Source organism: Sorangium sp. So ce119, from assembly GCF_051524405.1.
Lineage (GTDB): Bacteria > Myxococcota_A > Polyangia > Polyangiales > Polyangiaceae > Sorangium > Sorangium cellulosum_G.
In genome coordinates, this window is the sequence record NZ_CP150310.1 from 4,872,466 (window position 1) to 4,887,789 (window position 15,324).

A 15,324-nucleotide genomic window follows, 5' to 3' on the forward strand; every position below is an offset into this window, starting at 1 on the left:
GCGCCGAGTCTAGCCCTCCGCGCCCTCCGCCGGAAGGAAGGCCGCAGCGCAGCCACCGAGCGTGCCATGGCCGCGCGAGGGGCTCCACCGCGGGCCAGACAGCCCGCCAGAGAAACCGGTCGGGGTGTTGCCCGGCTGATGGCCGGAGCAGGTCGCGACGATGCTCCCGTCCTTCTGCACATGGACGTTGAACGCGTGGCCCTGCGTTCGCGGCGAGGCGGGGAGCCGCTCGAGCTGGATCCGTCGCAGCCGCGCGTCGAGGTCGGCGAGGATCACGTGGCCGTGATCGACGCCGGCGGCCACGCGAGGGTGTGCGCGGATCTCGTCTGCGCGCGCGGGTCTCGAGCCGCCGGCGGCGTTCAGCAGGGGATCATGAGGCATTGCCACGAGGCAGTTCCCGTCTCCGGATTCAGCGCGCACGTGCAGCGCACGGAGGTGCAGCCGGGCTCCTCGGGGCACTCGAGGCCGACGTGCTCCGGACACGCCGTGCCGTCCAGCATGAGCAGCGCCTCGGTGTCCGTGGGGCACACGAGAGGCTGACACGCGGCCGGCCTCGTGCAGGACCACGCGCCGCCCTGGCAATGACAGACCGGCCCGCAGTCCGAGTACCCGCCGCAGGTCATCCCCTCCGTGTCGCAGCACGCGCCGTCCGGCGGCGGCACCGTAGGGCCGCGGAGCTCGAGCGGCTGGAAGGTCACGGCGTCGAGACAACCCACGGCGCCGCCGCTGCACGCACACGCGGCGCTGGGCGCCACACACTCGACCGTCGTCGCGCACATATCGCCGGCATCGCTCCATGGCGTACACGCGCCGCCCGCGCCGCCCGCGCCGCCCGCGCCGCTGGAGCTGGACGTCAGGCCCGCGTCCCCGGAACCCACCGCGCCCGCGCCGCCCGTCTCGCCCACGCCGTCGGAGCCGCCCGCCGCGCCCGCGCCGCTCGTCGTTTCGGCGCTGAGATTCGAGGATTCGCAGGCCGCTGAAACACTCAACGCAAGGAGGAGGTGCCAGGAGCGCATTGGTAGATCCTACTTTCTTCCGCCCGGTCGTGAAGCCTGGCGATGAAGGGCAAGATCCCCTTTCAAACCGTGCGTGCGGATTTCCCGCACACGGCTTGCCGGTGGCCTCTCGGGTCGCTGCATCACGCAGCCTCCGGGTACTGGATACAGGCACATCGGCCGGGTGCGGCCCGCAACACCGGCGTCGTCGGTCACGACGATGTTGTTCGCGGGATCGATGCCCTCCTCGACCCGATCCTCGATCGGAGATGTTGGCGTCGAGCGCCGACATGGACGAGGCCAGGCGTGAGTCGAGGAGTGTTACAAGGACCAGGCGGCGCTGGCGGCGCCGGATGACGCGGCCGCGTCTGGGCGCGCGTCTCAGTCACCTGGCGCGGCAAGGTCGACGAGCGAGGTGTCGACGCGCAGCGCGCGCACCGTGTAGGGCCCGGACCGAGACGCCCGCGTGCGCACAGCGACGGTGATCTCCGCGCCGAACGCGGAGACATGGACGAGCGGGCGCTCCCATTGCGAATCGGCGGAGTGGCTATCGCCCGCGATCGCGGGGAGCGGCAGATCAAGCGCGACCTCGGGCGCGCCCCCGGCGGCCGGCACGCGCACGAGGCGTAGCTCGCCGCGGCTGGCGTCCGCCGCGATGTTGCCGACGCAGGTGGCCGTCACGTCGACGTCCTGCACCTCGTAGGCGACCGTCCAGTCGATGTGGCTGATCGCGAATGCGATCCACACGTCGCCATCGCTCGTGCGCGCGGCCGAGAAGGCCGCCCCTTCGAGCCCCGAGGTCACCTCGTGGCACTCGGCCGGGCAGCCGTCTTGCGCGGGCCCGCCGAACCCGAGCTCGCAGCCGTACGTCGGCATCGCGGTGCCGGGGATCGCGATCTCGTCGAAGCCGTCGCCCTCGGCGGCGCTCGCCAGCCGCAGCCCGTCGGGGTGCTGCACGACCGCGGCAAAGCGGGGAATCGTCGCCTGGCCGGCGGGCTTCGGCGGCGCGATGGGATCGTACTCGAGCGGGCTCGTCGGAGCGCCGAGGCTCCGCTCCGTGGTGCCATCGAGCACCGTGAGCTGCCATGCCGAGGAATCCGCCGGGACGAACCCGAAGACAAGCGGCGCGTCGTCGGGCGCGAGGGCGAAGCGGGTCCACTCGCCGCCGCCCGGCCGGGTCGCCGGCACGACGTCCCAGGTGCCGCTCGGCGTGCGCGTCGCGTGGGCGAGGCCGTCGGGCGCGTCCATGGTGAACCAGATGTGCGGCTCGCCCCTGGAGTCCATCGCGAGATCCCAGACTGGCACGTACTTGCCGTCGCGGCCGAACACCCGCTGCTTCTCGGTCGCGCTGCCGGCGAGCGGCAGGAACACGACACCGCCGGGGTCGCCGTCGCGCCAGGCCTGCGTCTCATCCGCCGCGACATACGCCGTCCCATCCGGCGAGAGCGCCACGCTCACGGTACTGGCAGCCATGTCGAGGTCGCGTTGCGTTGCCACCTCGCCGTGGAGCTCGAACAGCCGCGTTGCGTAGCTGCCGCTCGTGACGAGGTACGTCGCGCCCGCCGCCGGCACGGCCAGCGCTCCGAGTTCCGCAAACCCGAGATCGGCGCAGGTCACCTCCACGTCGAGCGTGATCGCGCAAGGCGCGTCCGCGGGACAGGCGTCGTCGTGGTTACCCGGTTGCGAATCGCACGTCACCGGTACGGCGCCCGCGCCGCCGCTCCCGCCGGCGCCGCCGCTCCCGCCGGCGCCGCCGCTCCCGCCGGCGCCGCCGCTCCCGCCGGCGCCGCCGGCCCCTCCTGTGCCTGGGGCCACGCTGGTACCGCCCCGGCACCCAACCGTCAGCGACAGGCCGGCGAGGATACCGGCGCTCAAGATCCGTAGGACATGCGTAGTCAACGCCCCGCGCATGATCGATGGCCTCCGTGGATGCGCAGCGAACCAGCACCAAACGTGCCACTCGATTTCCTGCGCGACAGTCGATGTCGCACGCAACGGCTTGTGCCGTTCTGCGCCAGAATGCTCGACAACGTCTTCGTCCTCGCGCGCTTCACGCCCGGGCCGGCGTTCGCGGCCGACCAGCCGCTGTTCCACCGCGTCCGCGACCTCGGCAAGCGGGGCGGCTCGCGGGTCGAGTGTGCTCGCCCCCGCAGCGCCCTCCCGACGTCATGCCTTCATGCCGGCGACCCGCTTCACGAGCCAGCCCTCGATGCCGGCAACGATCTCGTCAAGCACGCTTTCCCGCGTCCGCCCCGCCGACTTCAGGACCTCGAGCGAGTGATCGCCTCCCTCCACCACATGCAGGCGCGCCCGGCGGCCGAGGCGCTTCAGCACCGGCCGGAGGAGCTCGAGATCGCAGAGCGGATCTCGGGTCCCCTGGAGGAAGAGCATCGGCGCCTTGATGGCCGAGAGGTGCTCGTCGCGGAGCGCGTCGCGCTTGCCCGCGGGGTGCAGCGGGTAGCCTAGGAAGACGAGCCCATCGCAAGGGACGGCCCGCGCCGCGAGGAGCGAGGCGATCCTCCCGCCCATCGACTTGCCGCCGATCACCAGCCGATCCGGCTTCTCCTTCCGCAGCCTCGCGATCGCGGCCTCGTAGGCCGCCTCGAGCTTCTCCCGCCTGTCGGGCGCCTTCCGGCCGAGCTCCTTGTACGGGAAGTTGAAGCGCAGCACCGTGTGCCCGCGGTCCTTGAGCCCCCTGGCGACGTCGACCAGCAGCGGCGCGTGCATGTCGCCGCCGGCCCCATGGCCCAGCACCACGGCGACGCCGGAGCGCTTCGCGCGCACAGCGGGCGCGTGGATCACGCCCGAGACCGCATTGCCGTCGGAGAGGGGAATCGAGAGCGCTCGCTCGGGCATGGATCCCTCATGCCATGACGGAGGGGCCGGCGTCGAGGCCGGGACACGTCGCGACGGCGGCCGCGCGCAGACGGGAATGACGTGATACGCGGCCAGCGCAGCGGGCGGCCAGCGCAGCGGAGGGCCTGCTCAGAGCGACGGCGCGTGGCGCGGGGCCGCGGTGAGGAGCGGCGTGTCGTCCTCGAGGCGGAGCCCGGGGACATAGGGATCGAGCTCGCCGGGCTCGAAGCGGCAGAGATGGATGGCGTGCCAGAAGTTGCCGGCGAGGTTGCCCCCGAATTTGTAACGACCGTCGGGCGTGAAGGCGACCCAGCCCTCGGGCAGCGGGAGGAGAATGGCGAGACAGCGCTTGGTCGCGACGTTCCAGAGGCGGATGGTGCCGTCGTACGAGGCGGAAGCGAGCGTGCGGCCGTCCGGGTGGAAGGCCACGCTCCGGACCCCTTCTCGATGGCCCTGGAGCACGCGCAGCGCCTTGCCCGTGCCGCCATGCCACAGCCGAACGGTCTTGTCGCTCGAGCCCGACGCCAGCGTCACGCCGTCCGCGCTCCACGCCACGCTCAGCACCTCTCCCTCATGGCCCTGAAGCACGCGCAGCTGCTTGCCCGTGCTGCCCTGCCACAGCCGAACGGTCCTGTCGCCCGAGCCCGACGCCAGCGTCGCGCCATCCACGCTCCACGCCACGCTCAGCACCTCTCCCTCATGGCCATGGAGCACGCCGAGCGCCTGGCCCGTGCCGCCATCCCACAGCCGGACGGTCCTGTCGCCCGAGCCCGACGCCAGCGTCGCGCCGCCCGCGCTCCACGCCACGCTCAGCACCTCTCCCTCATGGCCGTGGAGCACGCCCAGCGCCTCGCCCGTGCCGCCATGCCACAGCCGTAGGGTCCTGTCGCCCGAGCCCGACGCCAGCGTCGCGCCGTCCGCGCTCCACGCCACGCTCAGCACCTCGCCTTGATGGCCCTGGAGCACGCTCAGCTGCTTGCCCGTGATGCCCTCCCACAGCCGCACGGTCATGTCGCCCGAGCCCGAGGCCAGCGTCACGCCGTCCGCGCTCCAGGCTGCGCTCTTGACCCAGCGGTCATGGCCCTGCAGCACCCCGAGCTGCTTGCCCGTGCTGCCCTCCCACAGCCGCACGGTGTCGTCCGACGAGCCCGAGGCCAGCGTCACGCCGTCCGCGCTCCACGCCACGCTCGCGACCCGCGTCGCGTGGGTGAGCACGCCGAGCGCCTTGCCCGTGCTGCCCTGCCAGAGCCGGACGGTCTTGTCGAGCGAGCCCGAGGCCAGCCTCATGCCGTCCGCGCTCCAGGCGACGCTCTTGACCGTGTTCTCGTGCCCCTGGAGCACGCCGAGCTCCTTGCCCGTGGTGCCCTGCCACAGCCGCACGCTCTTGTCCTCCGAGCCCGAGGCCAGCGTCATGCCGTCCGCGCTCCAGGCGACGCTCCAGATCAGATCGTCGTGGCCCCGCAGCACGCCGAGCGCCTCGCCCGTGCCGCCATGCCACAGCCGGACGGTCCTGTCCTCCGAGCCCGAGGCCAGGATCCGGCCGTCCGCGCTCCACGCCACGCTCAGGACCGGCCCCTCGTGGCCCCGGAGCACGCCCAGCGGCTGGCCCGTGCCGCCATGCCACAGCCGGACCGTGTAGCCCGAGCCCGAGGCGAGCGTCACGCCGTCCGCGCTCCACGCCACGCTGAAGACCACGTACTCATGGCCCCGGAGCACGCCCAGCGCCTTGCCGGTGCTGCCCTGCCATAGCCGCACGGTCTGGTCCTCCGAGCCCGAGGCGAGCGTCACGCCGTCCGCGCTCCACGCCACGCTCAGGACCGGTCCCTCATGGCCCATGAGCACGCCGAGCGCCTTGCCCGTGCTGCCCTGCCACAGCCGCACGGTCTTGTCGGACGAGCCCGAGGCGAGCGTCCTGCCGTCCGCGCTCCACGCGACGCTCTGGACCCAGCCCTCATGGCCCTGGAGCACGCGGAGCGCCGCCCCCGTCACGGCGTCCCAGATCCGCACCGTGCCCTCGTAGTGCCCGGTCGCGAGCAGCATCCCATCCGGGCTGAACGCCACCGCGAGCACGACCGAGCCCGCGCCCCACATCGGCATCGCGTCGCTGGCCGTCAGCGCCGCCCCGAGCGCGTCTTCCTCCGACAGCCCGGGCAGCTTCGCGCCGAGCAGCTTCGCGCCCCGCAGCGTCGTGGCCAGGAGCTTCGCCGCGGTGAGGTCCGCCTCGCTCAGGTTGCCCCACGACAGGTCCGCCGCGCTGAGGTCCGCCCCCTGCAGCAGCGCCCGCCGCAGATCCGCGCGCAGGAGCCTCGCCCCCCCGAGCTTCGCCCCGCGCAGATCCGCCCCGATGAGCGTCGCGCCGGCGAGGTTGGCCCGCTGGAAGTTGGCCGCGCGCAGGTCCTGCCCGGAGAAGTCTTGCCCGGACAGGTTCTCCCCCTCGAAGTCCAGCACCACGTCGACGGGGATGATGTCCTCCTCCAGCGCCCCCACCCGGAGCCGCCGCTCGACCCGCAGCGCGTTCTTCCCCGCGACCTCCTGCCCCGGCGCGCCCAGCTTCCACGCCGCCCACCGCGTCGCCGCCTGGCGCCCCGCCCGCGCGATGAAGAAGTCGGCCATCAGGTCGCTCATCTCCCGCTGCGCGAGCACCGGCGCCTCGCCGGACGCCTTCACCTCCGCGGCCGCCGCGTCGGCGACCAGCCACTCCATGATCGACTGGTGCAGGAACGAGAAGGTGCCCGTCTCGTCCCGGACCAGCAGCGACCGCGACCCGAGCTGGTGCCGCACCAGCCCCTCCTCCGCGGGCTTCCGGCTCGGATCCAGCGCCTGCGCGGCCGCGATCAGCTCGCGCGGGATCTCCTCGATGCCCACGCCGCGGTCCACCTTCGGCCAGAGCAGCAGCGCCAGATCCGTCACCGCCCTCCAGAGCTGCGCCTCCCCCAGCGCAGGATCTTCGGCCGTGTCCGTCGCCAGCTTCAGATCGCCGCGCAGCCAGCGCCGCAGCAGGAGCTCGTACAGCGCCGCCGACGTGATCTTGCCCGCCAGCGATCGCGCGGCCTTGAGCTCCTCCGCGCCGATCTCCGCGATGAAGCTCAGCATCCGCGGGTTCGCCGAGAGCCCCAGCAGATCCTCCACGTCGCGCAGCAGCTCGAACCTCGCCTTGGCCGCGCCGTCGTCGCCGAGCAGCTTCCCGAGGAAGCGCTGGATCTGGTCCTCCCCGAACGGCTCCAGCTTGAACAGCCGCGCGTGCCCCGTCTGCTCCGCGCGATCGACGAGCTCCTTGTTCGCCTCGCGGTCCGTGAGGAAGTGCCCGGTCCTGCTGGTGACCACCACCTTGGCGCGCTCCGACGCCGCCTCCAGCACCGTGGCGAAGTGCTCGAGCACCCGGTCGTAGCTCACCCGGAACGCCAGCTCGTCGAAGCCATCGAACAGCAGGATCACGCGCCCCTCGGCGAGCAGGTAGCGGAACCCGTCGAGGTCGATCTTGCCCATCCCCGCGGCGGCGAAGTGCTGCGCGAGCAGCTCGTTCAGCGACCGCCGCTTCTCCAGCGCCCGCATCTCCACCAGCACCGGCGTCCGGCCGCCGGCGGCGGTCAGCCGCCGGCAGAGCTCACGCATCAGGAAGGTCTTGCCCGTCCCGAAGTCGCCGAGCACGAGCAAGAGCCGGCCGTGCTCGGAGTCGAGCACCGACAGGATCTCCTGCAGCACGTCCCCGGTGGCCTCCCAGGGCGCCCGGCCGAGCCGGTGCTTCGCCCGCTGCTCCACGTAGAGCGACGCGGGGTACCGATCGTCGGCCTCGACCCGGGCGAGCTGCCGCTCGGCGTACCGCGAGAGGTCGAGCAGGCGCTGGTACTCGCCGAAGGTCGCGATCTCGATCCCGCGCGCCCGCGCCTTCCGGCCGAGCGCCTCCGGGGCGCGCTCCCCCACGTGGATCAGCTTCCCTTGCACGTAGGGGTTCTCCGCGCGGTAGGCCTCGAGCACGCCGCCGAACGCCTCGAGCGCCTCGTCGTCGAGCGGCCGGTCGACGACGCCGAGCGGGAACCGCCACGGGCTCCCCTGCTTGGGGCGCGACACCTCCAGCAGCCCCGCGAGCGGATGCCGCGCCTCCAGCTCGACGAGGGTGGCCCCCTCCTCGCGCAGCCGGCAGGCCCGCTCCACCCGCCCGACCAGCTCGTTCTGCGGCCGCGCCCGCGTCGACATGGGCCCCCGCCGCACCGAGGGGACCTCGGCGTCCTCGCGCTCCACCGCGAGCTGAGGCCGCGGCCGGAGCTGCCGCCGCAGGAACGCGAGGAGCAGCTCCGCCGACGCCCGGCAGGCGAACTCGCGGAAGCTGTCGTCCTTCTCGTGGTCGGCGTGGTCCGACACCGCCTTCGCGATGATCGACCGGATCCCCTCCCGCTCGGCCACGGACCCGACCGCCGCGGCCTCCATCTCCACCCCGAGCGTCTTCCGCGCCGACCGCCGCAGCCGCTTGAAGAGCTCTGGATCCTCGCGCACCGCGCTGCCCGTCGCGATCGGCCCCACGTGCACGCGGAAGGCCGGCGCGTCCGGCGCCCCGTCCGGGTAGACGTTGCGGTCCCGCGTCACCCACGCGCGCCCGGCGTCCGTCAGCGCGTAGGCGCCCCGCTCGTTGTCGAGCCGGATCAGCGCCCTCGACGCGGGCGCGCCCCCGGATCCGTCCTCGAGCTCCTTCACCAGATCGCTCCACCGCGGGCAGCGGGCGCGGCGCTCCGGGTGCTCCAGCGGCGCGGGGCCGCCGCGCCGCTCGTGCGCGTCGAGCGCGTGCAGCAACCAGCGCCGCTGGGCCTCCTTCGGCACCGGCCGGCCACGCCGCAGCGGCTCCGCCGCCGCCGCGAACTCGCGCGCGAAGAACGCCGCGTCGTGGCGCCACGTCGCCTCGAGGTTGTACGTGGTGATGTCCTGCCAGAAGTCGTCGCCGCCCGCGCCGGAGACCGCCTTGCCGTCATCGTAGAGGTACACCCGGTCCGCGACGATCACGTCGCCCAGCGACACCTCCTTGCGGTATCCGGCGCAGATCCCGCACATCGCCAGGACCGCCGGCTCCAGATCGCCGAGGAGCTGCTGCGCGCGCGCCGCCGTCGCCGTCGGCCCCATCTCCCCGATCCACGCCGCCGCGATCACCAGCGGTTCGCCGCGCTCATTGGGGATCATCCGCGCGTGGTAACGAAACCGCGGCCTGTCGCGCTTCTCCTCCCATCCGAACCGCGCCCCGACGTCCTGTCCCGCGATCTCCCCGGCCGGCGCGGTCTCCTCGCCCGGCGCCCCTCCCGCCGCCAGCACCGCCTCCAGCTCATCCTGAAGCGCTGTCACGATCAGCACATCCGGGCGCAGCACGTCCGAGCGGGTCATCGAGATCGCTTCTACGACGTCCCTCGGCCGGCCGGTAGGTGTGCTCCCTCCGCCTCGATCTCCGCCGGCTCCAGCGGGAGCTCCACGCGGAACGTGGCGCCGGCGCCCGGCCTGCTCTCCACGCGGATGGTGCCGCCGTGCGAGACCACGATCCAGCGGACGATGTAGAGCCCGAGGCCGAGTCCGCCGAAGTTCCGGACCGACACAGCGCGCTCGAAGCGCTCGAAGATCCTGGCGTGATCCGCCTCGGCGATGCCGATCCCGTGATCCCGGACCGAGAGCAGCGCGCGCCCTTCTTGCCGGCGCACGACGACGTGAATGAGGCCACCGGCGCCGTACTTGATCGCGTTGGACAGGAGGTTGACGAGGACCTGCTCGAGGCGCGACGGATCCCAGCGCCCGACCACGGGCTCGTCCAGATCGAGCTGGACGCGACAGCGCGCGCTCGCGATCGGCTGGTCCATCCGCTCGACGACCTCGCGCGCCAGCGCCGCCAGATCGACGGGCGCGCGCGCGAGCGTCATCCGCCCGGCGTGCAGCTGCGTCGCGTCGAGCAGCTCGTCGACGAGGCGCCCGAGCCGCGCGATCTGGCGGTTGAGGACCTGGAGCGACGCGTCGATCCGCTCCGGGGCGACCTCCGCGCGCTGGTAACGACCCAGCAGCCGCCCGACGAGGTACGCCTGCATCTGCAGCGAGGTCAGCGGGGTCTTGAGCTCGTGCGACGCGACGAGGAGGAACTCGTCCCGCCGCTGGATGGCCTCCTGGGCCTCGGCGTACAGGCGGGCTGTCTCGAGCGCGAGCGCCGCGCGGCGCCCCAGCTCCTCGGCCAGCCGCAGCTCGTCGGGGCCGTAACGGCGCCGAGGCGTGGTCGCCAGCAGGGTCATCACCCCGAGGCACCTGTCGCGCGCGAGGAGCGGGACCCGGAGCCATGCGTGGATGTCGAGCTGCTCCAGGCGGTGTCTGACGGGCTGGTCGAGCCGGTGCACCTGCTGGGAGAGGGGCGCGGCGGGGCCCGCTTCGCCGCCGGACCCGGCCGGTGGCGCCCCCGCAAGACGCAGCGCCTCCCTCAACGCCTCCACCTGCTCGCAGGGCACCCCTGCGACGACCGCGCTGCCCGGCGCGTGGTCGTCCGGGTCCACGTCGACGACGCACTGGTCGGCGAGCTCAGGCACCGCGAGCTGCGCCACGCTCTCGAAGGTGGCGCCATAGCCGAGCATCATCAGCTTCCGGCTCGCCTCGGCCAGGAAGCGCTCGGCCCGCTCGGCCCGCTTGCGCTCGGTGATGTCGGTGGAAATGCCGCAGATCGTGCGGGGCGCGGGCCCCTCGCCCAGCGGGACCTTGACCGACAGGAGGGTGTGCAGCCCGTCCTCCAGCGGCACCTCTTCCTCCCACTCCATCGGCACGCCCGCAGCGAGCACCCGCCGGTCATGGTCTTCTATGGCCGCGGCGAGCGGAGCAGGGAACAGATCGGCGACGGTCTTGCCGAGGATCTTCTCGGGCGGCAGGCGCAAGATGTTGCTCACGTGCCGGTTGATGAGCAGATGTCGGCCTTGATGATCCTTGAGGTAGATGGACGCCGCCGAGTTGTCGATGATGGCCTGGAGGGTCTGCTGGTTGGCCTTCAGCTCCTGCTCCGCCCGCCGCCGCTCGGCGTTCTCCTGCTCGAGCTCGGAATAGAGCATGGCGTTCTCCAGCGAGATGGCCGATTGCGAGGCGAGCAGCTCGACGACGCTGAGCCGCCCGGGGGTGAAGGCCCCGGTCACGAGGTTGTTCTCGAGGTAGAGCAGGCCGAGCAGCCGGTCCTGTCGCATGATGGGGAGGCACAGCACTGATCTCGGACGCTTGCGCCGGAAATACTCGTCCTCCACGAACGGGTGTCTGGCGGCGGCGTCGTCGAGCAGCACGCGCTCGTGGCTCCGGCGAACATAGTTGAGGACGGACTGCGGCAGCGCGGCCGAAGGCGCCTCGCCCGCGCCGGGCAGCCGTACCGCGCCTCCCGGCGCCTCGATCGCCGCGATCGACAGGCGCTCCTCCCGGACCAGGAGGACGTATCCCTCCTCGGCGCCCGCGTGCCCGACCACGATGCGCAGCAGCATCTCGAGCAGGCGCGGGAGCCTGAGCTCGCCGGAGATGCTCTGCGAGGCCTTGACCACGGACAGGACGTCGAACTGCTCGGCCCGCACCGCGAAGGTGAGGGTGGGCGCGAGCGGCTTGCGCTCGACGAGGAAGGGATAACGCTGATCGAGCTGCTCGACCTTGGCGTGGGCGCCCCAGCGGAAGTAGCCGGCGCGGGCGTTCCGCAGGTAAGCGTCGGCGGGCGTGGACAGGCCGCGCGCGCGGCAGAACCCCGCGGCGAGCTCGCTGGCGATGGCCTCGTGCTGGACGAAGCCGCCCTCCCGCGCCGACGCGATGGCCTGCTCGTAGAGCCGGCCGGCCTCCGGATCGTGCCCTCGGAGCCGGGCGATCTCGGCGCCGACCAGCGCGTGCTTGTGGAGGAAGTTGTCGGGGCAGCTCCTGGCCCACTCGCCGAGCTGCCGCTCGCAGTCGAGGAGCTGCGCGGGGAGCGCCTCGGTCGGGGACGGCTGCGCCTCGTGCGCGCCGTCCGAGAGGGCCGCGAGCGCGAGCGCGAGATAATAGACGTTCTCGGCGAGGGGCGCGTACGGCTCGGTCCTCCAGGGGTGCTCGGCCGTCACGAGGGTCGCTGCCGCCAGCGCCTCTCCGGGAGAGCCGAGCACGAAGAGCGCCTGGGCCCTCAAGCTGTGATAGAGACCGCGAGCGCCCTGGAGATCCCCCTCCTTCAGCCGCGCCTCGAAGGCCGACGCATCCAGATCGGAGCCGTCCAGCGTCGGGAAGTGGACCGGCCTGCCTCGCAGCATCTGGATCACGGCGTGGCCGCCGACGAGGGCGCTGTGCGCGAACGCATAATCGGCCCTGCGCACGAAGCCGAGACGCTCTTCGACCCCGTGAAGCACGTCCTCCAGCGGCTCGCCGCAGAGCAGCGGGAACAGCGCGGCCCAGACGCAGTTGAGGCACGCCATGGTCAGATTGCCGGACTCGGCCGCGGCGCTGAAGCCGGCGCGCGTGTACGGATACGTCTCTCTGTAGTGGCGTGTCCAGAAGACGACGATCTGTCCGAAGAGGGTGAACACCAGCGATTTCGTGGTGAGAGAGCCGCTCCTGTCTGCCAGGTCGTGGCCGAGTTTTCCGAACAGGTAAGCCTCCTGGTGTCGCCCGAACCTCGGGCCGATCAGCCTCGCGAAGGCGGCGTACGCGAGGGCGGAGCTCTCGGCGTTGCCGTGGTGCAGGCTGAGCTTGACCATGCGCATGACGAGCAGATAGTGCAGGTTGTGATCCACGAAGATCGCAGGGCCCGTCACCCCCTGCAGCACGGCCATCACGGCCTTGGTCTCCGGGTGCGTCATGGGGGGCAGGCGGATCAGGTCCTCGATCGGTCGGTCGCGCAGGGCCTGCCAGACGCTCTTCGTCTCCTCTTCGATCTGTGTGTCGGTGGGGTGAAGCGGAAGATCCATGTCGCAGGCGCGGAGCCACGAGCGCCCGATCTCCACCGCACGGGCGCATCGTCCGCGGGTCTGGGACAGGGCGACGGCGAGCTCGACGACGGCGGCCGTCTCGATCTTGGCCCTCGCGCGATCCATGAGCTCTTCCAGGAGCCGCTCGGCTTCCTCGAAGCTGCCGGTGACGTACGCGGAGCGCGCGCGCTCGAGGCTCAGGTGGTAGGTCAGCTCGTGCTGCGTCTCCCAGCGATCCTCGCCGAGGAGGGCCATGCCAGCGGCGAAGAGGGCGGCGGCGGACTCGTGGGCCGCCGCCGCCCGGGCTCGCCTGCCAGCGCGGAGGTTCAGCGCGGCGAGGTCGCCCCGCTCCGCCGGGGAGCGGATGAGCGCGGCGCCGCGGTTGAGGTGGCCCACGACGTCGAAGAGCGCCTCCTCGCCCTCTTCCACGCTCCGCCCCTTCAGGAGCAGCCGACCGATGCAGAGGTGCACCTCCGCGAGCTGCGCCGCCGGGATGAGGGCGTGGGCGGCCTGCTGCACGCGGTCGTGGAGGAACCGGTAGCTGTCGTTCCGGCGGAGGAGCAGCCCCTCGCGCACGGCCTCCTCGAGCGCCTCGGCGAGCTCCGTCGCCGGGCGGTTCGCGACCACCGCGAGGGTGTCGAGGTCCACGCTGCTGCCGAGGCACGCGGCGAGCTTGAGCGCGTCCTGCGCCGAGGCCGAGAGCCGCCTCAGCTTGGCCGCCATCAGCTCGACGACGTTGTCGGTGAACCCCTTGTCGCGGATCGCGGCGATGTCCCATCGCCACCGGCCCTCCTCCGCGTCGAAGGCGATGAGCCCCTCCTGGTGCAGCTCCATCAGGAACTGGAGCACGAAGAACGGGTTGCCGCCGGTCTTCTCGTGGATCAGCCGCGAGAGCGGCTCGACCTGCCCCGCGGGCGCGTGGACCGCCTCGGCGACCAGCGCGGTGACGTGGGCGGTCGAGAGCGGCTCGAGGACGAGCTCGGAGATCACGGCGCCGCGCTTCCGCGCCTCGGCCAGCGCGAGCCGCAGCGGGTGCGCGGGGCCGACCTCGTTGTCTCGGTACGCGCCGACCAGCAGCAGGTGCTCGGACCCGGCGTAGGTGGCGAGCTGCTCGAGCAAGAGGAGGCTGGCCGCGTCGGCCCACTGTAGATCGTCGAGGAAGAGCGCCACGGGGTGCTCCTTCCGTGCAGTCGCCGCGACGAAGCGCTGGAGCGTCGCGAGCAGCCGGCTCTGGGCCTCGGTGGGCGGGAGCTCGGGCACGGGCGGCTGTGGGCCGAGGAGCAGCTCGATCTCGGGGAGCACGTCCGCGAGCAGCCTCCCGTCAGGGCCGAGGGCCTCCCGCAGGTGCCCTCTCCAGCGCTCGACCTGCTCCTCGGTCGCGCCGAGGATCTCCTGCAGGAGCGCTCGGAACGCCTGAAGGAAAGCGCGGTAGGGGACGTCCCGCGCGGCCTGGTCGAACTTGCCGCAGAGGAAGGAGCCTCGCTCCCGCACCACCGGCGTGTGCAGCTCGGCGACGAGCGACGACTTGCCGATGCCCGCGTAGCCCGCCACCGTCACGAGCTCTGGCCGGCCCTGCGCCACCACCCGCTCGAACGCGGCGCGCAGCGCCTCGACCTCGCGCTCGCGCCCGTACAGCCGCTGCGGGATCTGGAACCGGTCCGAGACGTCGCGCTGGCCCAGCGGGAAGGCGTCGATCGTGCCGGTCGCCCGCCACCGGGCGAAGCACTCGTCCAGGTCGCGCCGCAGGCCGGTCGCGCTCTGGTATCGCTCCTCGGCGGCCTTGGAGAGCAGCTTGAGCACGACCGCGGACAGGAGCGGGGGAATCGAGGGGACGAGCGCGTGCGCCGGCGGCGGCATCCGCGCGACATGGCAGTGGACCCACTCGACGGGATCGCCGGCCTGGAACGGCAGGGTGCCAGTCAGCATCTGGTGAAAGGTGACGCCGAGGGAGTAGAGATCGGTCCGCTCGTCGATCCAGCGGTTCATCCGGCCTGTCTGCTCGGGCGCCATGTACGCCAGGGTCCCCTCGATGAGCCCGACGGGCGCGAGGTGCTGGTGCTCGCGCTGCGCGAGGCAGGCGATCCCGAGATCGGTGATCTTCACCTGCCCGGTCTCGGGGTTGTAGAGCAGGTTCTGGGGCTTGATGTCCTTGTGGATGATGTGGTGGCGGTGCAGCTCGGCGAGCGCGTCGGTCAGGCGGAGGGCGAGGGGGAAGAAGCGCTCGAGCGGCATCGGCCCTCCGAGGAGCCGGTCCAGCGAGCGGCCGCCGAAGTCCTCCAGGACCAGCGCCATCTGATCGCCGAGCCGCTCGATCGCGTGCGGCCGGACGATGGCGGCCGACGCCTCGACCGCCCCGGCGATCTCGTGCTCGCGGCGCAGGCGCCAGAGGGCCTGGGGGCTCGCGTGGTCGCGTCGCAGGACCTTGAGCACCACCGGTTGGCCGTCATCTCGACGCCGGGCTCGGTACAGGACCGTATCGGCCCCTTCGTGCAGGAGCTCCAGGTCGACATAACGTGAAGTGGCCAGCATACCAGGAGCTCTGGAGGTTGCCGGAGCGGCTCCCAACGCACGGCGTGTTC

At 72.4% G+C, this 15,324-nt stretch carries 6 protein-coding genes; all 6 read right to left on the reverse strand.

Annotated elements, in window-relative coordinates; all coding sequences use genetic code 11:
• Positions 1-9: 9 nt before the first annotated feature.
• The 6 genes from WME76_RS18320 to WME76_RS18345 all read right to left on the reverse strand — a co-directional run bounded on the left by WME76_RS18320 (position 10) and on the right by WME76_RS18345 (position 15,274).
• Positions 10-303 (reverse strand): hypothetical protein, encoded by a 294-nt coding sequence (locus WME76_RS18320; protein ID WP_437961380.1) that lies wholly within the window; start codon positions 301-303, stop codon positions 10-12.
• Positions 304-359: 56 nt separating this feature from the next.
• Positions 360-1,016, reverse strand: a complete 657-nt coding sequence (locus WME76_RS18325; RefSeq protein ID WP_437961381.1) for a hypothetical protein — start codon at positions 1,014-1,016, stop codon at positions 360-362.
• Positions 1,017-1,376: 360 nt separating this feature from the next.
• The gene (locus tag WME76_RS18330; protein ID WP_437961382.1) at positions 1,377-3,089 is read right to left on the reverse strand and encodes a hypothetical protein; all 1,713 of its coding nucleotides are present in this window, start codon (positions 3,087-3,089) and stop codon (positions 1,377-1,379) included.
• A 72-nt stretch (positions 3,090-3,161) separates the two neighbouring features.
• A complete protein-coding gene (locus tag WME76_RS18335) occupies positions 3,162-3,851 on the reverse strand; it encodes an alpha/beta hydrolase family protein (protein WP_437961383.1) in 690 nt (229 codons plus the stop codon).
• A gap of 129 nt (positions 3,852-3,980) precedes the next feature.
• On the reverse strand, positions 3,981-9,215 hold the full coding sequence (locus WME76_RS18340; protein WP_437961384.1) for a phosphorylase family protein: 5,235 nt from the start codon (positions 9,213-9,215) through the stop codon (positions 3,981-3,983).
• 11 nt (positions 9,216-9,226) lie between these two features.
• Positions 9,227-15,274, reverse strand: coding sequence for an AAA family ATPase (locus WME76_RS18345; protein ID WP_437961385.1), 6,048 nt, complete (start codon positions 15,272-15,274; stop codon positions 9,227-9,229).
• Positions 15,275-15,324: the final 50 nt, after the last annotated feature.